Consider the following 24,826-nt stretch of genomic DNA (forward strand, 5'->3'; position numbering starts at 1 on the left):
ATGCATATAATTACAATACCCGTTACTGCTTTTGCACAAAACTGTCGCATTATTGCATGCTCGCAAAGTAAACAAGCTGTGGTAGTAGACCCAGGTGGCGATTACAACAAAATTGTGGCGGCATTAAAACAGCACGATTTAACGTTAACAGCAATTTGGTTAACGCATGGCCATTTAGATCATGTTGGTGCGGCAGATGCCTTGCGTAATACCTATAGCGTAAAAATAATTGGCCCACATAAAGATGAGCACTTTTGGTTTGAAAATTTACCAATGCAAGCACAAATGTTTGGTTTTGCAGCGGTTACTGCTTTTTATCCAGATGAGTGGCTAGCACACGACGATATAATACGCGTTGGGGAGTTGAGCTTTATCGTAAGGCATTGCCCTGGGCATACTCCTGGTCATGTGGTGTTTTATCACCCACAACAGCAGTGTGTTATTGTGGGTGATGTAATATTTAAAGGCTCAGTAGGGCGCACGGATTTCCCAAAAGGAGATGCTCAGCAGTTAATTACCTCAATTAAAACGCAAATAATGACGCTCCCCGATAATACCCGCATACTTGCAGGGCATGGCAGCGATACGAACGTAGGCTACGAAAAACAGAACAATCCTTTTATAAGTGGGCAGTTTGGTTAATGCTGAGTAAATAATTTTTTTGCCAAAAACAAGCAGACTGTTTTTTAAAACACATGTATAATTTAGCCAGTTTATCTGATAAATAAGAAATAAAATGTCTCTAAATCACGTAGATCGCCAAATTTTGGCACTTTTGCAGCAAGATGCTAGTTTATCAACCGCTGAAATAGCAGATAAAGTAGGTTTGTCGCAATCTCCTTGTTGGCGCCGTATTGCTAAGCTAGAGCAAGATGGTTACATAAAAAGTAAAGTTGCACTTTTAGATGAGAAAAAGCTGGGCTTTGATATGCTGGTTTATGCTCACGTGCGTTTATCGAACCATGGTAAAAAGAACCTTGCTGAATTTGAAAAACTAATATTGAGTTACGATCAAGTAACGGAATGTTACACTATGGCAGGCACCATGGACTTTATGCTGCGTATTATTTCACAAGGTATTGAGGGCTATGAGCACTTTGTACGTGATAACTTGCTTAGCTTAGAGTACGTTCAAGAAGTACATTCTAATGTGACCATGACTTGCGTTAAACGCAGTACCGCTCTACCTCTGTAACCAAATATCTATTAACGCTAAGTACTTATTGCTTAGCGTTAATGCCCTACTGACAATTGTTAACTAGGCGCTAATTTGATAGAATTCAGCGCTTTTTTTGTTACCCGTCTATGAAAACACTTGAGGAACTCAATGTTTAACTTACTCAGCAAAGCGCCAAGCTCTGCTAAAAACGATATCCTATCTGGATTAACCGTGGCATTAGCCTTGGTCCCAGAAGCTGTTGCGTTTGCCTTTGTTGCAAATGTAGAACCTTTAGTTGGACTCTATGCCGCGTTTATCGTTGGTTTAATTACGGCTATTTTCGGTGGTCGCCCTGGCATGATTTCTGGCGCAACCGGTGCCTTAGCTGTTGTTATGGTAAGTTTAGTATTTGATCATGGGGTTGAATATTTATTTGCCACTGTGCTGCTAATGGGCATACTGCAAATACTGGCTGGAGTTTTTAAGCTCGGAAAGTTTATTCGTATGGTGCCGCATCCGGTAATGCTTGGCTTTGTGAACGGCTTAGCCATCGTTATATTCTTAGCTCAGTTGGGGCAGTTTAAAGTTCCCGATGGCATGGGCGGTCAGCAATGGATGACAGGGAATCCTCTGTATATTATGTTGGGGTTAGTGGCACTAACCATGGCTATTATTCATTTTTTACCTAAATTAACTACAGCAATCCCATCGTCGTTAGTTGCTATTGTAACAGTTACAGCCTTGGTTATTGGCTTTGATTTAGAAGCGCACACTGTACTTGATTTCCTAAAAGGGATGACCGGCGATGAAGCGGTAACGATTGCTGGCGGTTTACCTGAATTTCATATTCCTATGGTGCCATTTACCCTAGATACTTTTATTATTATTTTTCCTTATGCACTTATTTTAGCGGCAATTGGTTTAATTGAGTCTTTATTAACGCTGAGCCTAATTGACGAAATAACAGAAACGCGTGGGCATAGTAACAAAGAATGTATAGGCCAAGGCGCTGCAAATATTACCTGTGGCATGTTTGGTGCTATGGGCGGTTGTGCCATGATAGGTCAGTCAATGATCAATATTAACTCAGGTGGGCGTTCGCGTTTATCGGGCATTAGTGCTGCGCTAATATTACTTGCGTTTATTATTTTTGCCTCAGGTTTAATTGAAATGATCCCACTGGCTGCTTTGGTTGGTGTGATGTTTATGGTGGTGTTGGGTACTTTTGAATGGGCAAGCTTTAAAATGATGAAGCGTGTACCACTGTCTGATGCATTTGTAATTGTATTAGTGTCGGGTGTTACCGTTATTACCGACTTAGCCATTGCAGTGTGTGTGGGTGTGATTGTATCGGCATTGGTATTTGCTTGGCAGCATGCAAAGCATATATACACAACCAACTATATTGATGAACAAGGTGCTAAAGTATATGAATTACATGGACCGCTGTTTTTTGGTTCGGTTAAAAACTTTGTTGAATTATTTGATGTAAAGAACGACCCTAACGATATTATTATTGAATTTAAATATAGTCGTGTGGCCGATCACAGTGCCATTGAGGCAATTGACAGCTTAGCTGATAAATATAAAAAAGCAGGTAAAAAATTACACCTACGACACTTAAGTAAAGACTGTACGCAACTGCTGCATAAAGCACGCGATTTAGTTCAAGTTAATGTAATTGAAGATCCAACCTATAAAGTGGTATCTGATAAGCTTGCTTAATTTAAATTAAGCAATAATTTAGTAAATAAATACGTTAAAAGCGAAAGGTTTATTCCTTTCGCTTTTTTATGCGTAACAATAGATGCGATCAATACCTGTTTGCGGCAAGGCTCTTAAAAAGCAAGATGGTTGGTAATGCTAAGCGTTTACATAACTCGATATAATAGTGACAAATACATAGGGTAATAATTTATTTTGAATTGGCAATCTTTGATTGATAACAGACAGCGTTTTTTTTGGCTCTTGCAAGTAGCAGGCTGGATTGGTTACGCCTTGGTAAATTATATCGGCTCTAAAGTATTTGAAATGCGCGATATTTACGTATTTGTTATTTTATTAAATGCCTACGCAGGCTGTTTAATGACAGTGCCGCTGCGCTATATTTACCGAAAAATTTGGCATGCTTCACCTTGGGTATTAATGCTGGTTGTATTTAGCGCGTCCTATATTACGGGCACTTTATGGGCTGTGGTACAAAAATTTAATTTATGGGAAATATACCGTCATGGTTATCGGCCAGAAGAATGGTTTTACTACCTGCAGCAAGGCTTAGATTCGGTATACATAATTTTATGTTGGAGTGGTTTATACTTTGGCGTTAAGTATTACCAGCTATTACAAAGTGAGCGTCAAAAAGCACTAAAAGCCACTACCATGGCGCACGAAGCTCAATTAAAAATGCTTAGGTATCAGTTAAATCCGCACTTTTTATTTAATACCCTCAATGCTATTTCTACATTAATTTTGGTAAAAGAGAACAAAGATGCTAATTTAATGGTGTCAAAATTAAGCGACTTTTTACGTTATACACTTAATACAGATCCAATTAAAAAAGTGCCGCTAGAGCAAGAGTTACATGCCTTAATGCTTTATTTAGAAATAGAGCGAGTGCGGTTTGATGAACGCTTAAAAGTAAATATAGAAATTAGTGAGCAAGCAAAGCAGGCATTAGTGCCGAGCTTGATTTTACAACCTATTATAGAAAATGCGATTAAGTATGCAATTGCACACTTAGTAGAGGGCGGTGTAATAGATATTAAGGCGCAAGTGTTTGCTAATGAATTATTACTTGAAGTAGGTGATAATGGACCAGGAACAGAACTAATTAATGGTCAGTTGGTAAATGCTCAAGGTGTAGGCGTTGCAAATACCAAGGATAGATTAAAAACGCTCTACGAAAATAATTATTCGTTTGTATTATCGCATAATACGCCAAGTGGATTAAAAGTTAATCTGCGAGTACCGTTTGAGAAGGCAGTAAAGTAATGATAAAAATAAAAACACTTATAGTTGATGATGAGCCGTTAGCACGTAGAGGCTTAGCTGTAAGGCTTGAAGAGTTTGCTGACATTGAATTGATCAAACAATGTAGTTCCGGTACCGATGCGATTGAAATATGTAAAAATCAAAAAATAGATCTCATTTTTTTAGATATTCAAATGCCTGGTATGAACGGTTTTGAAGTTGCACGCGCGTTAAGCGAAAGTACACGAGTATTACCAGCTATTGTTTTTGTTACTGCTTTTGATCAGTTTGCAGTTAAAGCATTTGAAATACATGCTTTAGATTACATTTTAAAACCCGTTGATGACAACAGACTTAAGCAGGCGGTGGAAAAAGTGCATACTTATTTAAAAACGCAGCAAGACAACGCCCATAAGAAAAAACTAGCAAGCTTTGTCGCTGGGATCACAGGTAATAATTGCGAAGAAATACTTAAAAAATTAGCCACAGGCGACACATTAACGGATAGACGTTACCCAGAGTCGCTTGCCGTAAAAGAGCAGGGCGAAATAATTCGTGTGCCAGTTGTTACTATTCAATGGGTTGATGCTGCGGGTGATTATATGTGCCTACATTGCCAAGATGGGCAAACGCATATATTACGTAAAACCATGAAAGAGCTTGAACAAGAGCTTGATCCGCAGTTGTTTGTACGCGTGCATCGCAGTGCAATTGTAAATACTAAACAAATCAGTAAATTGGTCACTCAAGTAAGTGGTGAATATTTATTAGTACTTGAAAACGGTCAAGAGCTTAAAGTAAGCCGTAGCTACCGCGATAAAGTAAAAGCAGCATTAGCGAGTTAATATTTCAGTTAGTGATTGCAGAGTAGATACAAAAAAAGCGAGCTTAGCTCGCTTTTTGTATTTAAGTTACTGTATTAAATATTAGCTTACAGTAACAATTTTCATGGTGTTAGTTGCGCCCACTGTTTCCATAGAGTCACCGTGAGTAATAATAACTGTATCGCCAGACTCTAAAGCACCTTGTTCAACAAGTGTTGCAAGTGCCGCTTTAACCATGCCGTCTTTTTCAGTTTTAGTAGAATCAAAAAATACTGGATAAACACCACGGTATAGCGCAGTTTGTCCTAGTGTACTGGCATGGCGAGATAACGAGTAAATAGGTAAACCTGAGCTAATACGCGACATTAATTTAGCCGTACTACCTGATTCAGTTAAGGTAACAATTGCTTTTACTGAATCTAAGTGGTTTGCTGCATACATAGCCGAAAGGGCGATAGATTCTGCATTACTTGAAAAACGACTGTCTAAACGATGTTTAGAAACATGCGTTTCTTTTTGCGACTCAGCACCTAAACAAACTCGCGCCATAGTTGCAACGGTTTCTTCAGGATAATCCCCCGCGGCTGTTTCAGCCGAAAGCATTACGGCATCAGTACCATCAAGCACTGCGTTGGCAACATCCATTACTTCAGCACGTGTTGGCATTGGATTGTCGATCATCGACTCCATCATTTGCGTCGCAGTAATAACGGTACGGTTTAATGAGCGCGCACGGCGAATAATGAGTTTTTGCTTGCCCATTAGCGCGGCATCACCAATTTCAACACCTAAATCACCGCGGGCAACCATGACCGCATCAGACGCAAGAATAATATCATCAACGGCTTCTTGTGTTTCAACGGCTTCTGCACGTTCAATTTTTGCCAATAACTGCGCTTTTGAACCTGCGGCTTCAGCCAATGAGCGTACGTAGCGCATATCATCGCCACTGCGTGGGAATGAAACGGCTATATAGTCAACGTCAATTTCTGCAGCTGTAAGTAGGTCTTCTTTGTCTTTTTCTGTAAATGCCGGCGCAGTTAAGCCGCCGCCTAAACGGTTAATCCCTTTATTGTTAGATAAAACACCGCCAACAGTTACAGTACAATGTACTAAGTGGCCAACAACTTCGTTAACGCGTAGCTGAATAAGGCCATCGTTTAACAGCAGTAAATCATTAGCGCTTACATCGTTAGGTAGTTCTTTGTAATCTATACCAACAGCGTTAATATCGCCTTCGCCTAACTCCATTTTTGCATCAAGGGTAAATTTGGCACCAACAGCTAGGGTTACTTTACCTTCTTTAAAGGTAGAAACACGAATTTTAGGGCCTTGTAAGTCAGCAAGAATAGCAATATGTTTACCTAAGCGTTTAGCAATTTCGCGTACCGCTTGGGCGCGGTCTTTATGATCTTGTGCCACACCGTGCGAGAAGTTTAAACGTACGACATTTGCACCTGCGCAAATAATTTTTTCTAAGTTGTTATCTCTATCAGTAGCAGGCCCTAGTGTCGCGACTATTTTTGTGCGTCTTAGCATTTAATTCTCCTGTATGCTTAATTTTAAGCAGATTGACGGTTATTTTGTTTTATAAAGCAGTTACCATTAGCAGGTAAAGTTTTAGTTATGGGCAATTTTTATTGTATTGCCACTATTATATACAAAATGAATGTGCGATCATTATGACACCGGTGTCAGGGGGCGTCAATGATCTATAAATTTTTAATCTAGCGACTATTTCTCCCCCTGAGTCCGCTGTTGTTTGATATAATTACATTGTGATAAAAGTATATTTTTTTGCTCATGATATAATACACGTGCCAAAGTATTTATTTAAATTAACTAACCAATTAGTTGTTACCGAGGAGGGCACTAAATGCAAGTTGCATTAGTAGGGTTAGGCGTTATGGGGAAAAACCTTGCCCTAAACTTAATTGAAAAGGGCATAACGCTGGTCGCTTATGACAAAAACCCCCATGCGGGTGAAGAGTTATTGAGCTGCGCTAAGTCAGAAGGTTTAGCTGATAAGCTGCACATTGTTTCTGATTTAGGAGACATGGTTAGACGTTTAGAAGCACCGCGTTCTATTTTGTTGCTTGTTCCTGCGGGCGAGTTGGTTGATGCTGTATGCAGTGAGCTAATAGAAGCAGGCGTACAGTGCAGCGATATTATAGTTGACTGTGGTAACAGTAATTATAAAGACGGTATTAACCGCAAGCTTAAATACCAAAATAAATTTGAGTTTGCCACTATGGGGATTTCAGGCGGCGCAGAAGGTGCTCGTCATGGTCCTGCAATGATGGCAAGCGGATCTGAAGGTGGTTGGGAGCGTGTCGAGCCATGGTTTACAAAGGTTGCTGCAAGTTATAAGGGTGAATCGTGTTTCGCTCGTGTGGGCCAATCAGCCAGTGGTCACTTTGTAAAAATGGTTCATAACGGCATTGAATATGCGCTAATGCAACTTATTGCTGAAGTGTATCAATTGCTGCGTCATGGCACTGGGCGTTCACCTAAAGAAGTAGCAGAAATTTTTGACGAATGGTCGCAAGAGCATTTAAACAGCTACTTATTGTCTATTTCTAGCCACATATTGTCACTTGAAAATCAAAATAATGTACCACTTGTGGACTTAATTGATAATAAAGTGGGCGCTAAAGGTACAGGTTTATGGACTGCGCAAAATGCATTAGAGCTTGGTATTGCAGTACCGTCTTTAGTAGCTGCAGTGCAAGCACGTCATTTAACGAATGTTTATGACACAACTGCTGCACAAGAGATGACTTACGCCGATAGAGCAACCACTAAAGTTGAAATTGACTTAGTTGAGCTTAAAGATGCATTTACCTTAGCGAGCTTACTTGCTTATCGCCAAGGTTTGGCTTTAATTAAAGGCGCGTCGCGTACGCATCAGTGGAAAGTAGATTTGTCTAAAACACTGCAAACATGGCGTGCGGGTTGTATTATTCGTGCTGATTATTTAGATAGTGTTGCACAAGGCGTTGAATTTATTGATACCCTTGATAAAGAAGTATTTGCACTGCGTAAAATAACAGGCCAAGCAATGATGACAGGCTTAGCGTTTCCGGTGCTTAGCTCATCGCAAACTTACTTTGCTACATTAACCACTCCAAGTAATGGGCATTTAGTACAAGCCCAGCGTGATTACTTTGGTGAGCATGGGGTTAAAACCCATACAGGTGAAGTGTGTCATTTAACAGACCTAGTTGAGATTGACGCGAAAGTACGTTAATCAACCAGAGTTCAGGTTAATTATTAAAACGACAAAAAAAGCACGCTAAATTTAGCGTGCTTTTTTAATTTTAAGTCCGCTAAATTAACGGGTTAACTCACCGCGTAAATTGTCTTGCATTAAGTGGCGAATTGTCTCTACTTCAAGGTTTTGACTTAATAAGTAATGCAGCTTAGTTAAGCAAGCCTCTAATGTCATATCGTAACCACTGATCACACCTATATTAAGGAGCGCGTTACCCGTTGCATAGCCGCCCATATTTACATGACCTTTTATGCATTGGGTTAAATTTATAATAATAACGCCGCGCTTGCTGGCTTGCTCTAAAATAGTTAAAAATTCAGGATCTTGTGGTGCATTGCCTACGCCAAAACTTAATAATACCAATGCTTTAATGCTACCGTTTACTAAGCTTTTCACAACCTCGGTACTAATACCCGGATATAAATGCAGCACACCAATAGGCTGCGTTGTAATGGGGGTTACTTGTAAATCGTTTTCAACATAGGGGCTTAATTGGCCTTTTATAAGTTGAATATTAATACCTGAAAGCGCTAAAGGCTCAAGGTTTGGTGAGGCAAATGCATCAAATCCATCGGCATGGGCTTTAGTGGCTCGATTACCACGAAACAACTGATTATTAAAAAATAAGCTTACTTCAGCAATAGGGTAGTTTGCTGCTAAGTACATAGCATTGAGTAAATTCACTTGCCCGTCTGAGCGCAATTGCGACAAGGGAATTTGTGAGCCGGTAACGATTACAGGCTTAGTTAAGTTTTCAAACATAAAAGATAAGGCGGCGGCGGTATACGCCATAGTGTCGGTGCCGTGGAGGACAACAAAGCCATCATAGTCTTGATATTTGTTTTTTATATCATCTGCTATTAACTGCCAGTGAGCAGGCGTCATATCAGAGGAATCAATTAAAGGGCAATACTCGTGAATATCAAAAAGTGGCATTTCTTCACGGTTAAATTCTGCATTATTGACCACAGTCTGAGTTAAGAACCCTTCTGCAGGAATATAGCCGCGACTCGATTTTTTCATCCCAATTGTACCGCCAGTGTAAGCGATGTAAATGCGTTTACGTTTCATAAAAAAAGCCCAGTAAAATAACTGGGCTTAGTATAACTTTAAATACAACTGCTTATAAAGGCAGATGCACTTTTATTGTGCGACAGAGCAAGCTAAACAGCGCGCATAAACACCTTGTGGATCGTTATAATCTTTAAGGTTATCTATTTCACTACTTAAACGCTTAACCACACTTTGTAAGTTAGCTTGCGTTGCAAGCACCGAGGTTGTTGCGTTGTTACTGCCAAGCATAGATTTAACCGACGCATTACCTAAAATATCTTGAATCATTTTTTGTTGCGGGCTCAAGCTTTGTTTAATCGTTTTAACATCGTAATGATTTAGTTTAGCAAGTGCTGCTGCCGCTTTAATTGCGTCTTGCTTATCACCTAGTTTATCGATTAAGCCTAGCTCTTGTGCTTTTGCTGCGATCCATACACGGCCTTGCGCAATATTATCAACTTGCTCAGGTGTCATGTTACGTGCATCTGCAACCACATCTAAAAAGCGTCCGTAGGCCTCCTCAACACTCATTTGAATTACTTGCGCCATTTTGTCATCAAGCGGGCGAGTAATAGAAAACCCAGCCATGTCGGTTGTTGCCACGCCATCTGAGTAAACACCAAGGTTAGATAAGGTGTTTTCAAAGGTCATAAAGGTGCCAAATACGCCAATAGAGCCGGTAATTGTGCTTGGCGCAGCCCAAATTTCATTCGCTGCTGAAGCAATCCAATAACCGCCAGAAGCTGCAACAGAGCTCATTGAAGCAATAACAGGTTTACCTGCTGCTTTAAGTGCTAACACCTCAGCGCGAATAACTTCAGAGGCAAACATACTGCCGCCACCCGAATCAATGCGCAGTACTACGGCTTTAACTTTGTCATCTAAACGTGCATTACGCAGTAGTGCAGCTGTAGAGTCGCCGCCAATTTCGCCGGCTTTGCGCTCACCATCTACAATTGTACCTCTAGCAACAACTACCGCGACTTTTTCTGTCATTGGGTTATCAAATACAACAGGGGGCTTAACTAGGCTTAAATATTGACGAAATGAAACTTGTTTAAAAGTTTTGCCTTTTTCATCAGCGCCAACTAAATCAATTAACTGTTGGCGAACTTGTTGATTGGTTTTTAATGTGTCGACCCATTGATTATCTAGCGCATATTGACCCGCGTCGCCATTTGCAGCTGTCATTTTTGCTAAAAATACATCCATGGTTTCGTCAAAATTTGATTCATCAAAAGGACGTACTGCAGCAACATCTTGTTTGTATTCATTCCAAAGTGCAGTTAACCATACGCGATTAGCTTCTTTAGCTGCATCCGACATGTCATTGCGAATAAACGGCTCAACTGCCGATTTAAACGTACCAACACGGAATATATGCTGCGTTACTTTTAACTTTTCAAGTGCTTCTTTAAAGTACAGTGGGTACATACCAAAGCCTTCAATTGCTACACTGCCATAAGGGTGCATAGCGACTTCATCTGCATGTGCTGCAATGTAGTATTGAGCTTGAGTGTAGTAATAACCAGAGGCAATAACCTTTTTACCCGTTTGTTTAAATGCTTCAAGTGCCTTGGTAATTTGTTTTAATTTATTTAAATGCGCTTTTGGCATTTCTTGTAAATCTAACAGTATTACGCTGATACGGTCGTCTTTTGCGGCTTCGTTAATAACCTCAACTATATCATCGAGTAAAATTTCACCCGGTGATTCAGCGTTTGAAGTAGCATCACTAATTGCTGCTTCAATAGGATCTATATAGGTTTTTTCTTCAACAATAGGGCCGTTAAGGTTTAGTCTAAGTACTGAGCCATTTTCTACAATTATTTTATCGCCGTCACTTGAAAGAGACACAATAAAAACAATAACCAGTAATAAAAATAAAATGTTGAGTATTAAACGACGAGAAAAATTTATCCCAGTCCAAATACCTTTAAATACTTTTGCAATCAAAATAGATCCTTAATTTGGTACAACTAATACATTACAAGCATCTTAGCTCAGAATATAAATAAATTTAACTGCTAAATCGTAACGAAGTATTTATAAAGCTAATTATGCCACTGTTGCTATTCACATTTTTATCAATATAAACTTCAGTTGCACTTTTTGAAATTAAAAAAGTAGGCTTGTAATAGCCGAAAAATGGGTATTGTTAGCCTAATGTGCAACAGTTTATTAAAATACTAAGTTCAGATATTGCTTATTGGTCGGTATTAAAGCAGAATTGATCAATGCACACAGGTTAGACCAGTTAATGGGGCACAGGATGTTAGAACAACAATTACAATTAAAACACACACAATTACGTAACCGCTTAGTAATGGGCTCAATGCACACCGGTCTTGAAGAAGGTTGGCATAACCGCAAACGCCTACGTGCTTTTTACGAAGCACGTGCTAAAGGTGGTACTGCCATGTTAATTACCGGGGGCTATAGCCCAAATTTGCGCGGTAAATTAACGCCTATTTCGTCATCCTTTAATAGCTATTACGATGTTTTTAAACATCGTGCTTACACCAATGCAGTACACAAGCATGGTGGTAAAATATGTTTGCAACTACTTCATGCCGGGCGTTATGCGTATCACCCTTTTAATCAAGCTCCGAGCGCAATTAAAGCACCTATAAGTCCTTATAAGCCAAAGGCAATGTCGTTAAGCTCAATTAAAAAAACTATTAAAGACTTTGCACATTCAGCCTACATGGCTGAAAAAGCAGGCTACGATGGCGTAGAAGTAATGGGCTCTGAAGGGTATTTAATTAATGAGTTTATGGCACCGCATACGAATAAACGAAATGATGAGTTTGGTGGCAGTTTAGAAAATAGAATGCGTTTAGCCGTTGAAATAGTTAAAGCGGTTAGGGCTAAGGTATCGGAGCAGTTTTTAATTATTTTTAGACTGTCGGTAATGGATTTAATTCCTAATGGTTCTACCCCTGAAGAAGTAACTATTCAAGCGCTTGAACTTGAAAAAGCGGGTGTTGATATTTTTAATACAGGAATAGGGTGGCACGAAGCGCGCATTCCTACAATTGCAAGTATGGTTCCGCCTGGGGCGTTTAAAGAAGCATCAAAACGGTTAAAAGATGTAATTAAAGTACCCGTTATCGCGGTAAACCGTATTAACACCCCAGAAATAGCTAACGAAATACTAAACGCAGGCGATGCCGACTTAATTTCGATGGCGCGGCCATTACTGGCTGATCCGGAGTTTTTTAATAAATATAATAATCAGTTATCAAAGCATATTAATATTTGTATAGGGTGTAACCAAGGGTGTCTGGATCACGTATTTAAAGGCAAGCGTGCTACTTGTTTAGTTAACCCACAAGCTGCTTTTGAACTCGACTACCCACTAGAAAAAATTACTAAAGCTAAAAAGGTATTAGTAGTTGGTGCAGGGCCTGCGGGTTTATCATCAAGTTGTTATTTGGCAGAAAAAGGCCATACGGTAACGCTGATAGATCAAAAAATGCAAATGGGTGGGCAATTCAATTTAGCCATGCAAATACCTGGTAAAGAAGACTTTAATCATACCTTAGCGTATTACACTAATGAGCTTGAACGTTTAAACGTAACGGTTGAGTTAGGTAAAGCATACGACGACAGCATGCTTGCACACTATGATGACATTGTATTTGCCACAGGGGTAAGGCCGCGTGAGGCAAGTATTGAATGCAGTGATGGTAAACGCGTATTTGCCTACGATGAAGTTATTCGTGGTGAAGTAGAGTTAGGTAAGTCAATTGCTATATTAGGCGCCGGTGGAATCGGGTTTGATATGGTGGCTTTTTTAAGCGAGCAAAAGTCGCAAAGTATTAGTGACTTTAAAAGCCAGTGGGGTATTGAGTGCGAACCTAAACCCCATAAAGATGATCGCCAACTGTACATGCTAAAACGCAGTGCAGGTCGCTTTGGTAGTGATTTGGGTAAAACAACAGGCTGGATCCATCGCCAAGTAGCTAAACAACATAGCGTTAAACAAATTGCTGATTGTCAGTATCATAGTTTTGATAAAAATGGTTTAACCATTACGGTTGCAGGAGATAAGCAAGTATTAGCAGTAGATACTGTGATTGCCTGTATTGGTCAGGTTTCTAATAATGAAGTATTGGCAAAGCAAAGCGACAACGCCAAAGTGCATGTTATTGGGGGCGCTAAGCTTGCCACCGCAATTGATGCTAAACGTGCTATTTATGAAGCGCTGCAAATTGCCAGAGAAATATAACATTTTGGCTTAGCCAATAGGCTAGTCTAACTTGTTATAACCAATTGGCTACTGCATACTATACCCCGCTATTTAGGCGGGGTATAAGTTTATCCCGCCTGTTAATATACAGCTTAGGCTGTTTATCTATTATTCTCGCTAAAATAAGCACTGATATTACAGCGCTTTATTTTTCTATGTTAAATCAATGCTATGCTAGCTTTTATTTTGAGAGATGGTTATGAACGCGATTGAATTATTATTGACCCGTCAATCTGACGCCAAATTAACAGAGCCAGGCCCAAATGAAGAACAACTCGCGGTGATCCAGCAAGCCGCGCTACGTGTTCCCGACCATGGTTGTATTGCACCTTGGCAATTTATTGTTGTAGAGGGTGATGCGCGCCATAAATTAGGCGACATTTTTCAGCAAAGTGCAATTGCAGAGCAACAAGCCGAAAAAATGATTGAGCGCACTAAAGAGCACCCGTTGCGCGCGCCTATGATTATTATTGCTATAGCAAAGTATCAAGAACACCCAAAAGTACCGCGAATTGAGCAAATACAAAGCGCAGGGTGTAGCGTATTTGCTATGCAACAAGCGGCTTTTGTACAAGGGCTTAGTGGTATTTGGCGAACTGGTTTTTTTGCGCAAAGCCCTGCAGTTAAACAGGCATTAAAATTAAATGAGCAAGACGAAATAGTGGGCTATTTGTATTTAGGCACACCGGCTGTTGATTGTAAAAAGTCGCCTCGTCATAAAGCTGTTGATTTTTTCAGCTACTTATAAAATAAGATGAACTTTTTGCCCTACTTATACTCATACACCATTAACGCTTGTATGTTAGAGTGGATGTGTAAGTAACCAGAACTCTTGATAATAAATCTATCTCTAGCAGCTATTTTCAACGCTAGAGAAAATAAGTTTAAATATCATTATTATTAAATGTGTTAGTAAATACCTTAACCAGAGTTCAGGTTAAGTAGTTTAGCTGTGAGAAGTGCTAGGATGCGTAATCTATAAAACTCCTTCTGCAGTTTGTTTTTTAATCGATTGTTTTTTGATAAAGTATGGAAAGTCTTAATAAAAACAAAGATAAAGAAGACGAAATTAATGGGAAATTTATTTTTACGTGAAAAAGAAAGTTGGCTAGCCTGGTCTTTTTGGGGCGCCATAGGTGCTTTTATAACCCTTTATGTTGCAATGAGTACCAGTAAAGCACATTTTATTGTTGCCTCATCAATGGGGGTGTTAGTTGTTTTAACCTGGTGGATGCAACAATCTAAACGCTATGACTTTGGTCGTGCATTTAAAATATGTTGTTATGTGTTATTACTCACCGTATTGCCTGCATTTTTGGTTGTAGTAGTGCCTAGTGATGATTTAAATCGATTTGATTTAATATTTCAAAGTGCAACATTTTTAACTTTAAGTTTATTTGTGTGTTTGCTTTGTTCTTGGATTGCACGCAGGCCAAAGCAATATTACTAAAATAAACTCCTTTGTTAAATTTAGCAGTCGCTAAATTAATAACCGTTGGTATTTTAATAGATTGCTTTAATTTTAAGCATAAAATTATTTTTAACGATTTTATGCTTTTAAGCCTTTACAAGTTTGTCATTTACCCCTATTATTCGCGCCGTGCGGAGAGATGGCAGAGTGGTCGAATGCACCGGTCTTGAAAACCGGCATGGGTTTATAGCCCATCTAGGGTTCAAATCCCTATCTCTCCACCATTATTTAAAAAAACCGCCTTATTGGCGGTTTTTTGCTTTGTGGAACTTGTATGTCAAAATCAACTAACCTTTCAACCTCACAGCAATTAATTAAACACGTTTTATTATGGATTGTGTTTGCTTATTGTTATCAAAGTGCAATAAGTTTATTAGTCAAAATGGCACTTGATGCGCAACCAAATAACCCTGTTATTACCGCCTTTGTTTATGCCCTCGGTTTTAATATTTTAGTGGCTCATTTAATTACTAAATACGATAAATTTTGGCCAGTTATTGGCTCAGTATTTATAGGTTTAGTTGGGCTTGTGGTAATTCCATTTTTATTATTTGGTGCTAGTGGATTACTCACTTTAGCGCTACTTGCTGGAATTTTATGCAGTTTACCAGTGAGTACCTATATTGTTGGCCTAATTAAAGTAAAACACAGCAAAAACTAGCCCCAAAGCGGGTTTATTTTGTGATAGCATAGTCGCGTCTTTTAACTAACAAAACGTGAAAAACACATTATGTCAGATAATTTTACTACAGATGCTGAAAAAGCAAGTTACGGTATTGGCTTACAAATGGGTGAGCAACTTAAGTCTAATCCTTTTGAAGGCTTAAACCTAAATTCAGTGTTTGAAGGCATGAAAGATGCGTACGCAGGTAGCGCTTTTCAAGTTGAGATCCCTGAGATCCAAGCTGCTTTTGAAAAAATCAATGAAGAAATTCAAGCTCGTCGCGAGCAAGAATCACAAGTACTTGCTGCTGAAGGCATTGCATTTCTAGAAGAAAATGCAAAACGTCCTGAAATCACAGTGACTGAATCAGGTCTTCAATACGAAGTAATTACTACAGGTGAAGGCGACAAGCCAACAGCTGAGTCTACAGTACGTGTTGATTACCACGGTACATTAATTAACGGTACTGTTTTTGATAGCTCATACGAGCGCGGTCAACCTGCTGAATTCCCAGTAGGTGGCGTGATCAAAGGCTGGACTGAAGCATTACAAATGATGCCAGCGGGTACTAAATGGCGTCTTTACGTTCCTCATGACCTTGCTTATGGTGAACGTGGTGCCGGTGCTGCAATCGCACCTTACTCAACACTAGTATTTGATGTTGAGTTACACGAAATTATTGCTTAAGTATTCTTAAGCAATAAATAAAAAACCGCATTCATTAAATTGAATGCGGTTTTTTTGTGTCTTACCGGTATATTTAACTTTTTATCTGCTCATTTATGCTTCTTCTTTTCTTTTTGTGAAAAGTATTTAAAGTGAGATATGTATAAAGAGGATATAAAACACTGCACTTTAGCAAGCAATAAATACGCCCCAGCATAGCAAGGGGCTTATTAATGATTAGCGGTAATTAAAGTATATTGTTAAAAGTAGCCGCGAATACCAAAGCGGAAGTTTCTACCTGGTAATGGGGCGGTGTCTTTAATAAATGAGCTATGTACAAAGCCAAGCTCATCAGTAATATTATCAACGTTGATGTACAGTTGTGTATCAAGGTTACCTAAATCTAGCTGATAGTTAGCTTGTGCATCAAATAAAGTATAACCATCGGTTTTAGTCTCATAGGCGGTAATATCGGTTTGTGAAAAATAATGGGTACCGGTTAATGCGAATTGCCAATTACCTAAGTTGTATTGCAACTCAGAGCCTAATTTATTAGCAGGGATACGAGGTAAGTTTTCATCGTCTTGCTTGAGTTTTGCTCGCGTAGAGTCACCAAATACTTTAACCAAGGTGCTTGCGTTAACTTTATAATGCGCATCAAACTCTAAGCCATACAGCTCAGCGTCTTTACTGGTAAACTGATACACCGCCACACCATGGTCGTGGCCGTTATCAGCCGCTTCTAAACCATGTTCTTCATCAAATACTAAGCCAGTATTTTCTTGAAAGTAAAAGTTTTTAATATCATTATAAAAAAAGTTTACAGAGTAACCAAAGTCACCGCTAAAGCGTCTAAAACCTAAATCAATATTGGTTGAGGTTTCTTGTTTGATATTCTCGGGTTCAAAATGCGCTTCACCGTCTTCAATATGATAGCCTAGGCCAAGCTCATAGGTACCAGTTGCAATGTGTAAGCCATTAGATAATAGCTCTGCAGAGAGCGGGGCACGTTCTGAGTGTGAAAGACTCATTGCCATACTATATCCAGGGGTATATTGCCAAATAGCACCCATTGAAGCGCTAAGGTTAGTAAAGCTTTTAGTGTAGTCAAGTACTTCAGCATTGCTTGTTTGCGTGTCATCATGGCTATGCTGATGCGTTGCTATTTGGCTTTTTATTTTATAGTCTTCAACTCGCGCACCTAACTCAATAGTTACATCACCAAACTCACGTTCTTCTAATAAATATAAAGCATTAGTGGTCGTTACACTGGCTGGCGTAAATGCTTCTTCGCCGTTGGCATCATAATCAGAATCACTGTAGTGATAACCCACCATGCCGTGCCAATCAGCTAATTTATGTTCTATGTTTAAGCGTGCTTCAGTGGTTTTGTTTTTAAATGTAGTGCCTATTTCACCATTTTCAATTTCACTGTGTAAGTAATCTGTATAGCCTAAGCGCAAATTAATGGTTTCAATCCAATTATTATGTAGCGCATAGCTTAATAGACCTTGCCAGCGATCTTGCTCTAACTGGGCAAAAACAGGTGTTTCTTCATGTGCTTCATCACTATGGGCATCGCCGTCGGCTGCATGATCGTGTTCATGTCCGTGATCATGCTCATGACCTGGAATACCATAATCCGTTTTTATTTTACCGTAAGAAAACCCAACCGTTAAATGCTCACCTACGTAGCTAGTACCAAAGTTAACGGTTTCACTGTCGATAAAGGTGTTTTCTACAGAATCTTTACTTTCAACATCACCATCTTCGTGAAGCTGGTTAAATCGTGGTGTTTGATAGTCATCGCCGCTGCGTTTAGTGCCATCAAAATGAAAGTTAAAATTATTATAACCCGTCTCTAACTTTGCAGCGTAGGTATTCGCGTTGGATACCGAATCGTGACTGTATTCTACTGCACCGGTTAATTCATCTATATTACTCGTAGGAATGCGGTTATCAACTACGTTTACCACACCACCAATAGCACCAGAGCCATACAGTAGGGTACTTGGGCCACGTAGTACTTCTATTTGTTCAGCAGCTAAGCTGTCGCTAGAAGTAGCATGATCAGGGCCAATACGCGATGCATCACTGCTGTCTAAGCCATTTTGCATAATTTTAACCCGAGGGCCATCTAAGCCACGAATAATTGGGCTTGATGAAACAGGGCCAAAATAACTCGCGTTAACTCCCGGTAAGCCTTTTAGGGTTTCGCCAAGCGTTGGCTTTGACTTGTTTCTTAGCTCATCACCAGAGAGTACATTTACCGGAGAAATCATTTCTAAGCTACTTTTGTGCAAGGCTGATGCAAACACAACTACAGTTTCAATAGAGGTTGGCTTTAAAGCAATTGCAATATTGTTTGATGACTCGGTTACCGTAATGCGTGAATCGCTATAGTTATCTTTGCTAATATGCAGCTGGCCGCTCGCATCAAGCTCAATGGCAAACTCGCCAAGCTTGTTAGTTTTAACGCTTTGAGATTTACCGTGTACATGAATAGTGGCGTTTTCAATAGGTTGATTTTTTTCATCTGTTACTTTGCCATTAACAGTAGCAGCAAGTGCAGAGTGAGAGCATAAAACAGAAAAAATTGCAGAAGAAATTAATGTTAGCTTAGTCATGAGTCTTTAAGTTCGTGGTTGTTATGTTGTGATATAATATAACACTACAAAAGCGACGGTTCAATGATGTTATAGTATAACCTTATCGATTTTAGTAATTAATTAGCAGGGAAATCTGCAAGGCTTTGATTGTTAACAATTTATAAAGGTTAATTAATTTGGTTTATGAATATGCTTTTTATAAAGGGCTAAAAAGTACTTTTAAACTAAGTGGTTTAAAAGTACTTAAAACTGATTAGAGAGTGATTTTTAGACTGTTTGGTTTAAATGAAGTTAAAGTTTAATATGTATGTCGCCATTAGGTTTGCAGCAGCACAACAGTATTTCGCCGTCGCGTACAAACGCTAGAGGCTCTTCATTATAATCAACTTTACCTGACACTAAAGTCGCTCTACAGGCACCGCAATAGCCTTCGCGGCATTGAAAGGCCACTTCTATCTGTTGAGATTCTAGGCAGTGTAAAACAGAAGGGCAGCCAGTGCTAAATTCTATGCACTGGCTGTTATCTGCAAGCGTAATGCTTGCAGTAGGTCGATCAGTCATTATAAATCAAAGTCACCAAATTCAGAGGCATCAACTTGCGAGTCTATTTGACCAACAAGGTAGGAGCTAATTTCAGCTTCTTGTGGTGCTACTTGCACGTTATCTGACACCAACCAAGAGTTTATCCATGGGATAGGATTACTGTTGTTTTTAAACTGTGCAGGAAAACCAATGGCTGTCATTCGAGCGTTGGTAATGTATTCAACGTACTGACATAAAATGTGTTTATTTAAGCCAATCATTGAGCCATCTTTGAATAAGTACTCGGCCCATTCTTTTTCTTGCTCTGCAGCGTCCACAAACATTTTAATTGCTTCGTCGCGGCACTGCGCGGCAACAATCGCCATTTCTGGATCGTCTTTACCGTCTTGCATAATATTTAAAATATGCTGAGTGCCAGATAAATGTAGCGCTTCATCGCGGGCAATAAGCTTGATTATTTTAGCGTTACCTTCCATCAATTCACGCTCAGCAAACGCAAACGAGCAGGCAAAGCTGACATAAAAACGAATCGCTTCTAAAATATTTACCGACATCATTGCCAGGTAAAGTTTCTTTTTCAGCTCAAATAAATTAACAACAACAGATTTACCGTTAATCTCATGTTTGCCTTCACCGTATAAATTGTAAAGCGACACTGAGTTAATTAAATCATCGTAGTATTTTGTTACCGCATCGGCACGTTCACTAATTTTGTCATTGCTAACTATGTCATCAAAAATAAGTTCAGGTGCTTGGGTAACATTACGAATAATATGCGTGTACGAGCGGCTATGAATCGTTTCACTAAACGCCCACGTTTCTATCCATGTTTCTAACTCTGGTAGCGATACAATAGGTAGTAGGGCCACGTTTGGTGAACGCCCTTGTACGCTATCAAGCAATGTTTGATATTTTAAGTTACTTAAAAATATATGCTTTTCATGATCAGGTAATGCTTGAAAGTCTAAGCGGTCTTTGCTTACGTCTACTTCTTCTGGGCGCCAAAAAAACGAAAGCTGCTTTTCAATTAGTTTTTCAAAAATAGGGTATTTTTGTTGATCATAACGAGATACGTTAACGGTTTGGCCAAAAAACATTGGCTCTTCCATTTGGTTATTATGTTTACGACTAAAGGTAGTATAAGACATGTTTATCACTCAAAAAACTATCAGAATAAAGCGGGCTTAGTGCCCGCTTAAAATAAAAACTCAAAAATTAAATTTTACACGCGCCGCCTGCGCAATCATCATCTTCAAGATCCGGTGTATCTTCTTGTGCATCAGATGCACCATCGCGGGTATTGTGATAGTACAAGGTTTTAACACCCAGTTTGTAGGCGCTAAGCAAATCTTTTAATAAGACTTTCATCGGTACGCGACCGCCTTCAAACTTACCAGGATCATAATTTGTATTGGCCGAAATAGACTGGTCAATAAATTTTTGCATTATACCCACAAGTTGTAAGTAACCATCGTTTGAAGGAATATCCCACAGTAACTCGTAGTTATCTTTTAAACGTTCATATTCAGGTACAACTTGCTTTAAAATACCGTCTTTACTTGCTTTAACGCTAATATGACCACGTGGTGGCTCAATACCGTTTGTTGCGTTAGAAATTTGCGACGATGTTTCTGATGGCATTAGCGCACTTACTGTTGAGTTACGCATACCGTGCTCTTTAATGCTGGCACGTAATGCATCCCAATCAAGGTGTAGTGGCTCATCACAAATTTTGTCAAGATCTCGCTTGTACGTATCTGTTGGCATTATACCTTGAGAGTAGGTTGTTTCGTTAAACTTAGGACATGCACCACGCTCTTTAGCAAGCTCGTTTGATGCTTTCATTAAGTAGTATTGAATCGCTTCAAATGTTTTGTGCGTTAGTGCATTTGCGCTGCCATCTGAATAACGCTTACCGTTTTTAGCTAGGTAGTATGCGTAGTTAATTACGCCTATTCCTAGAGTACGACGACCCATAGTGGCATTTTTTGCAGCCGGTACTGGGTAGTCTTGAAAATCAAGTAAGTTATCTAAAGCGCGTACAGCAAGCTCAGCCAATTCTTCAAGTTCATCTAGTGACTCAATAGCCCCTAAGTTAAATGCAGAGAGTGTACATAGCGCAATTTCGCCTTCTTCGTCGTTTACGTTATCCAACGGCTTAGTTGGTAATGCAATTTCTAAACATAAATTAGATTGGCGAATAGGTGCCACTTTAGCAATGAACGGGCTGTGCGTATTACAGTGGTCAACGTTTTGTAAGTAAATACGACCGGTACTTGCACGTTCTTGCGCAAACATTGAGAACAGTTCAATAGCTTTAATGCGTTTTTTACGAATTGATTCGTCTTGCTCGTATTTTACGTAAAGCGCGTCAAACTCGTCTTGGTCTTCAAAAAATGCATCGTAAAGGCCTGGCACATCAGAGGGGCTAAACAAGGTAATGTAGTCGTCTTTAATTAAACGCGAGTACATTAGTTTATTAAACTGTACGCCGTAATCTAAATGACGCACGCGGTTGTCATCAACCCCGCGGTTATTTTTAAGTACTAACAGGTTTTCTACTTCTAAATGCCAAAGCGGGTAGAACAAGGTTGCTGCGCCGCCACGTACACCGCCTTGCGAACAGCTTTTAACCGCTGTTTGAAAGTGCTTATAAAAAGGAATACAACCCGTATGGTACGCTTCGCCATTGCGAATGTGGCTACCCAGTGCACGAATGCGACCTGCGTTAATGCCAATGCCGGCACGTTGCGATACGTATTTAACAATTGCAGACGAGGTGGCGTTAATTGAATCAAGGCTGTCACCACATTCAATTAATACACACGAGCTAAACTGGCGTGTTGGCGTACGAACACCTGCCATAATTGGCGTAGGCAGTGAAATTTTAAACAATGAAATCGCATCGTAAAAACGTTTTATATACGCAATCCGTGTATCGCGAGGGTAGTCAGCAAACAAGCTAGCTGCGACTAAAATATATAAAAACTGCGCGCTTTCATAAATCTCACCGGTTACACGGTTTTGAACTAAGTATTTACCTTCAAGCTGTTTAACCGCAGCATAACTAAAGTTAAGGTCACGGCTGTGATCTAGGTATTCGTCTAATTCGTCAAGCTCTTGCTCGGTGTAATCTACCAGTAGGTGAGCGTCGTAGCGTTTGTCGCCAACCATTTTTGTTACATGATCAAATAAACGTGGTGGCTCAAATTGGCCATACGCTTTTTTACGTAAATGGAATACAGCTAAACGTGCTGACAAATACTGATAATCAGGAGATTCTTTTGAAATCTGATCGGCTGCAGCTTTAATGATGGTTTCGTGAATATCTTTAGTACGAATACCGTCGTAAAATTGAATGTGTGATTTTAATTCAACTTGCGAAACCGAAACGTTATTTAACCCTTCGGCGGCCCATTCAATAACGCGATGGATCTTGTCAAGATCAAGTGGCTCTTTACGGCCGTCACGTTTGCTTACAGATAACTGTTGGTTCATAGTTTTGCCTGTATTCCTTGGAAATTAAGTATTTTGACCAATGATTAATACTCCAAAATAACAGAGTATCTATTCATTTATTATTGTTTACACCAATTCAGGCGATTTTATTGAATAACATTTAGCCACAATATCTGGTGTTGTTCAAATTAGAGATCACAAGATAGTGTGGTCCGCGTTGTTTTGCAAGGGACAGAATTGCCCCTAATTGTGGATAACGTCGGGATAACACATTTGTGTTAGTAAGCATTAACCTTCGAACATTCGGTTAAGTTGAAATTTACAAAAATCAACTAAGGATCTACTAAATTTACGCTTTTTAAAAATATATTTTGACTGCTTTTTTTATCAGCAGGCTTTGTGTGAAAACTAACACAATCACAATATATAGTGTTTAATAATTAACATAGCACTATATATGGTTAAAACCTTCAATAGGGCTTTGCCAATTAAAATCGGCCTGCCAGCTCAAAACTTCGGTTAAGTTAGGCACGTAACCCCAAAGTGCGGTTGCGGTGTGCATACCTGCCGCTTTACCTGCTTGAATGTCACGCAAAGCATCGCCAATGTACAAGCAACGATTAGGCGCAACGCCCATTAGCTTGGCACAATGTAGTAAAGGTAAAGGCGAAGGTTTAGCTTCAGCTAAAGTATCGCCACTGATAACCACGCAGGCATTTTTTAAAGCAGGGATCGCGGCTACTAAAGGGGCGGTTAAAAATCCGGGTTTGTTAGTCATGATCCCCCATTTGATGTTTTTTCGCTCCAGTTCGATAAGTAGTGGCTCAATACCAGCAAAGCACCTGGTGTGTTTGGCTATGTTAGCCGCGTAGGCATCAATTAATTGCTTAACGAGTTGTGCTTGCGGTTGCTCACCCCATTTATCTTTAAAACCGACCTCTAACAAGGCTGCTGCGCCATTAGATGCAGCAGCGCGATATACCTCACGACTTACTGTATCTAATTGCTGCGAACGCAGTACGGTATTTAAAGCTGTACCTAAGTCATCAGCGGTATCGAGTAAAGTGCCATCTAAGTCAAATAAAAAAGCATCGTACTCTATAGTAGGTGACGTTGATTGAGAGCTGACCATTACGCTAACTTCTCAAAATGCAGAATATAATTTACGCTTACGTCGGTATTAAGCGAGTACTGCTTAGATAATGGATTATAAGATAACCCAGCACTGGCGCGCACTTTTAAACCCGCTTGTTCAGCCCAGGCAATTAACTGTGCTGGTTTAATAAACTTTTTGTGATCGTGAGTGCCTTCAGGCACCATTTTCAATAACTTTTCTGCACCAATAATGGCGTACAAATAGGCTTTAGGGGTTTTATTAAGTGTTGAAAAAAACACATCAGCACCGGGTTTTGCAAGCTCTGCAACAGCATGAATAATAGAAGCCGGATCGGGTACATGCTCCAGCATTTCCATACAGGTTACTACATCAAAGCGAGCAGGGTGCTCGGATGCATATTGTTCAGCAGGTACTTTAATATACTCTACATGTACGCCTGTCTCTAGGCTGTGTAATTTGGCAACAGTTAAAGGCTCTTGGCCCATATCTATGCCGGTTACCTTTGCCCCCATGCGCGCCATGCTTTGGCTTAAAATACCGCCGCCACAACCTACGTCTAGTGTTTCTTTGTCAAATAGACCGCCAGTTTTATTGGCTATAAAGTCTAAACGTAAGGGGTTTATTTCGTGAAGCGGTTTAAATTCCCCGTCTAAATCCCACCACCGCTCTGCGATGGCCTCAAATTTTGCAATTTCTGCGTGATCTACATTTTGATGTTCGGTCATAAAATACTTCCTCGTCAATCTGGGGGCATTATATAGG

Annotated in this window: 20 protein-coding genes and 1 tRNA gene; 12 read left to right on the top strand and 9 right to left on the bottom strand. The window is 39.7% G+C overall.

Going from position 1 to position 24,826, the window contains the following annotated elements:
• The 5 genes from AAEY55_RS08630 (at position 1) to AAEY55_RS08650 (ending at position 4,974) form a co-directional block, all read left to right on the top strand.
• On the top strand, positions 1-642 hold the full coding sequence (locus tag AAEY55_RS08630) for an MBL fold metallo-hydrolase (RefSeq protein WP_350550857.1): 642 nt from the start codon (positions 1-3) through the stop codon (positions 640-642).
• Positions 643-736: 94 nt separating this feature from the next.
• Entirely contained in the window at positions 737-1,195 is a 459-nt protein-coding gene (locus tag AAEY55_RS08635; RefSeq protein WP_011328082.1) for an Lrp/AsnC family transcriptional regulator, read from the top strand.
• Positions 1,196-1,327: 132 nt separating this feature from the next.
• Positions 1,328-2,884, top strand: a complete 1,557-nt coding sequence (locus AAEY55_RS08640; protein WP_011328083.1) for a SulP family inorganic anion transporter — start codon at positions 1,328-1,330, stop codon at positions 2,882-2,884.
• Positions 2,885-3,079: 195 nt separating this feature from the next.
• Positions 3,080-4,150, top strand: coding sequence for a sensor histidine kinase (locus tag AAEY55_RS08645; protein ID WP_011328084.1), 1,071 nt, complete (start codon positions 3,080-3,082; stop codon positions 4,148-4,150).
• A complete protein-coding gene (locus AAEY55_RS08650) occupies positions 4,150-4,974 on the top strand; it encodes a LytTR family DNA-binding domain-containing protein (protein WP_350550860.1) in 825 nt (274 codons plus the stop codon). Before AAEY55_RS08645 ends, AAEY55_RS08650 begins: the two co-directional genes overlap by 1 nt.
• 81 nt (positions 4,975-5,055) lie before the next feature.
• Here the strand turns inward: AAEY55_RS08650 and pyk are convergent, their stop codons facing one another.
• The gene (pyk, locus tag AAEY55_RS08655; RefSeq protein ID WP_011328086.1) at positions 5,056-6,492 is read right to left on the bottom strand and encodes a pyruvate kinase; all 1,437 of its coding nucleotides are present in this window, start codon (positions 6,490-6,492) and stop codon (positions 5,056-5,058) included.
• Positions 6,493-6,829: 337 nt separating this feature from the next.
• On the opposite strand from pyk, the gene gndA reads away from it, so the two are divergent.
• Complete coding sequence (gene gndA / locus AAEY55_RS08660) at positions 6,830-8,203, top strand: NADP-dependent phosphogluconate dehydrogenase (RefSeq protein WP_011328087.1); 1,374 nt, start codon at positions 6,830-6,832, stop codon at positions 8,201-8,203.
• An 84-nt stretch (positions 8,204-8,287) separates the two neighbouring features.
• Here the strand turns inward: gndA and ansA are convergent, their stop codons facing one another.
• Complete coding sequence (gene ansA, locus AAEY55_RS08665; RefSeq protein ID WP_011328088.1) at positions 8,288-9,298, bottom strand: asparaginase; 1,011 nt, start codon at positions 9,296-9,298, stop codon at positions 8,288-8,290.
• A 72-nt stretch (positions 9,299-9,370) separates the two neighbouring features.
• On the bottom strand, positions 9,371-11,236 hold the full coding sequence (gene sppA, locus AAEY55_RS08670; RefSeq protein ID WP_011328089.1) for a signal peptide peptidase SppA: 1,866 nt from the start codon (positions 11,234-11,236) through the stop codon (positions 9,371-9,373).
• A gap of 316 nt (positions 11,237-11,552) precedes the next feature.
• Here sppA and AAEY55_RS08675 point away from each other — a divergent pair, with 316 nt between their 5' ends.
• From AAEY55_RS08675 to AAEY55_RS08700, 6 genes are all read left to right on the top strand, one after another.
• A complete protein-coding gene (locus AAEY55_RS08675) occupies positions 11,553-13,514 on the top strand; it encodes an NADPH-dependent 2,4-dienoyl-CoA reductase (RefSeq protein WP_350550863.1) in 1,962 nt (653 codons plus the stop codon).
• Positions 13,515-13,734: 220 nt separating this feature from the next.
• Positions 13,735-14,283, top strand: a complete 549-nt coding sequence (locus AAEY55_RS08680) for an NAD(P)H nitroreductase (protein WP_350550866.1) — start codon at positions 13,735-13,737, stop codon at positions 14,281-14,283.
• Positions 14,284-14,607: 324 nt separating this feature from the next.
• On the top strand, positions 14,608-14,985 hold the full coding sequence (locus AAEY55_RS08685) for a hypothetical protein (RefSeq protein WP_011328092.1): 378 nt from the start codon (positions 14,608-14,610) through the stop codon (positions 14,983-14,985).
• Between the two features lie 154 nt (positions 14,986-15,139).
• A tRNA-Ser gene (locus tag AAEY55_RS08690) sits at positions 15,140-15,230 on the top strand.
• Positions 15,231-15,280: 50 nt separating this feature from the next.
• Positions 15,281-15,667, top strand: a complete 387-nt coding sequence (locus tag AAEY55_RS08695) for a hypothetical protein (RefSeq protein ID WP_011328093.1) — start codon at positions 15,281-15,283, stop codon at positions 15,665-15,667.
• Between the two features lie 69 nt (positions 15,668-15,736).
• Positions 15,737-16,357, top strand: a complete 621-nt coding sequence (locus AAEY55_RS08700; protein WP_011328094.1) for an FKBP-type peptidyl-prolyl cis-trans isomerase — start codon at positions 15,737-15,739, stop codon at positions 16,355-16,357.
• Between the two features lie 239 nt (positions 16,358-16,596).
• On the opposite strand, the gene AAEY55_RS08705 is transcribed toward AAEY55_RS08700, so the two are convergent.
• The 6 genes from AAEY55_RS08705 to ubiG form a co-directional block, all read right to left on the bottom strand.
• Entirely contained in the window at positions 16,597-18,963 is a 2,367-nt protein-coding gene (locus tag AAEY55_RS08705; RefSeq protein ID WP_179806587.1) for a TonB-dependent receptor domain-containing protein, read from the bottom strand.
• Between the two features lie 273 nt (positions 18,964-19,236).
• The gene (gene yfaE / locus AAEY55_RS08710) at positions 19,237-19,506 is read right to left on the bottom strand and encodes a class I ribonucleotide reductase maintenance protein YfaE (protein WP_011328096.1); all 270 of its coding nucleotides are present in this window, start codon (positions 19,504-19,506) and stop codon (positions 19,237-19,239) included.
• Complete coding sequence (gene nrdB, locus AAEY55_RS08715) at positions 19,506-20,636, bottom strand: class Ia ribonucleoside-diphosphate reductase subunit beta (RefSeq protein WP_011328097.1); 1,131 nt, start codon at positions 20,634-20,636, stop codon at positions 19,506-19,508. Before nrdB ends, yfaE begins: the two co-directional genes overlap by 1 nt.
• A 67-nt stretch (positions 20,637-20,703) precedes the next feature.
• Positions 20,704-22,986, bottom strand: coding sequence for a class 1a ribonucleoside-diphosphate reductase subunit alpha (gene nrdA / locus AAEY55_RS08720; RefSeq protein ID WP_011328098.1), 2,283 nt, complete (start codon positions 22,984-22,986; stop codon positions 20,704-20,706).
• A 412-nt stretch (positions 22,987-23,398) separates the two neighbouring features.
• Entirely contained in the window at positions 23,399-24,079 is a 681-nt protein-coding gene (locus AAEY55_RS08725; protein WP_350550869.1) for an HAD-IA family hydrolase, read from the bottom strand.
• On the bottom strand, positions 24,079-24,789 hold the full coding sequence (ubiG, locus tag AAEY55_RS08730; protein ID WP_086996055.1) for a bifunctional 2-polyprenyl-6-hydroxyphenol methylase/3-demethylubiquinol 3-O-methyltransferase UbiG: 711 nt from the start codon (positions 24,787-24,789) through the stop codon (positions 24,079-24,081). Before ubiG ends, AAEY55_RS08725 begins: the two co-directional genes overlap by 1 nt.
• Positions 24,790-24,826: the final 37 nt, after the last annotated feature.

Source organism: Pseudoalteromonas sp. 120-MNA-CIBAN-0494, assembly GCF_040308885.1.
GTDB lineage: Bacteria > Pseudomonadota > Gammaproteobacteria > Enterobacterales > Alteromonadaceae > Pseudoalteromonas > Pseudoalteromonas nigrifaciens.

Bases quoted from the DNA above. Each gene is read 5' to 3' on its own strand.
- ansA (WP_011328088.1), bottom strand. From the start codon at position 9,298: ATGAAACGTAAACGCATTTACATCGCTTACACTGGCGGTACAATTGGG.
- AAEY55_RS08700 (WP_011328094.1), top strand. From the start codon at position 15,737: ATGTCAGATAATTTTACTACAGATGCTGAAAAAGCAAGTTACGGTATT.
- AAEY55_RS08685 (WP_011328092.1), top strand. From the start codon at position 14,608: ATGGGAAATTTATTTTTACGTGAAAAAGAAAGTTGGCTAGCCTGGTCT.
- AAEY55_RS08635 (WP_011328082.1), top strand. From the start codon at position 737: ATGTCTCTAAATCACGTAGATCGCCAAATTTTGGCACTTTTGCAGCAA.
- AAEY55_RS08630 (WP_350550857.1), top strand. From the start codon at position 1: ATGCATATAATTACAATACCCGTTACTGCTTTTGCACAAAACTGTCGC.
- AAEY55_RS08680 (WP_350550866.1), top strand. From the start codon at position 13,735: ATGAACGCGATTGAATTATTATTGACCCGTCAATCTGACGCCAAATTA.
- AAEY55_RS08705 (WP_179806587.1), bottom strand. From the start codon at position 18,963: ATGACTAAGCTAACATTAATTTCTTCTGCAATTTTTTCTGTTTTATGC.
- nrdB (WP_011328097.1), bottom strand. From the start codon at position 20,636: ATGTCTTATACTACCTTTAGTCGTAAACATAATAACCAAATGGAAGAG.
- AAEY55_RS08695 (WP_011328093.1), top strand. From the start codon at position 15,281: ATGTCAAAATCAACTAACCTTTCAACCTCACAGCAATTAATTAAACAC.
- yfaE (WP_011328096.1), bottom strand. From the start codon at position 19,506: ATGACTGATCGACCTACTGCAAGCATTACGCTTGCAGATAACAGCCAG.
- gndA (WP_011328087.1), top strand. From the start codon at position 6,830: ATGCAAGTTGCATTAGTAGGGTTAGGCGTTATGGGGAAAAACCTTGCC.
- pyk (WP_011328086.1), bottom strand. From the start codon at position 6,492: ATGCTAAGACGCACAAAAATAGTCGCGACACTAGGGCCTGCTACTGAT.
- ubiG (WP_086996055.1), bottom strand. From the start codon at position 24,789: ATGACCGAACATCAAAATGTAGATCACGCAGAAATTGCAAAATTTGAG.
- AAEY55_RS08640 (WP_011328083.1), top strand. From the start codon at position 1,328: ATGTTTAACTTACTCAGCAAAGCGCCAAGCTCTGCTAAAAACGATATC.
- AAEY55_RS08650 (WP_350550860.1), top strand. From the start codon at position 4,150: ATGATAAAAATAAAAACACTTATAGTTGATGATGAGCCGTTAGCACGT.
- AAEY55_RS08725 (WP_350550869.1), bottom strand. From the start codon at position 24,079: ATGGTCAGCTCTCAATCAACGTCACCTACTATAGAGTACGATGCTTTT.
- nrdA (WP_011328098.1), bottom strand. From the start codon at position 22,986: ATGAACCAACAGTTATCTGTAAGCAAACGTGACGGCCGTAAAGAGCCA.
- AAEY55_RS08675 (WP_350550863.1), top strand. From the start codon at position 11,553: ATGTTAGAACAACAATTACAATTAAAACACACACAATTACGTAACCGC.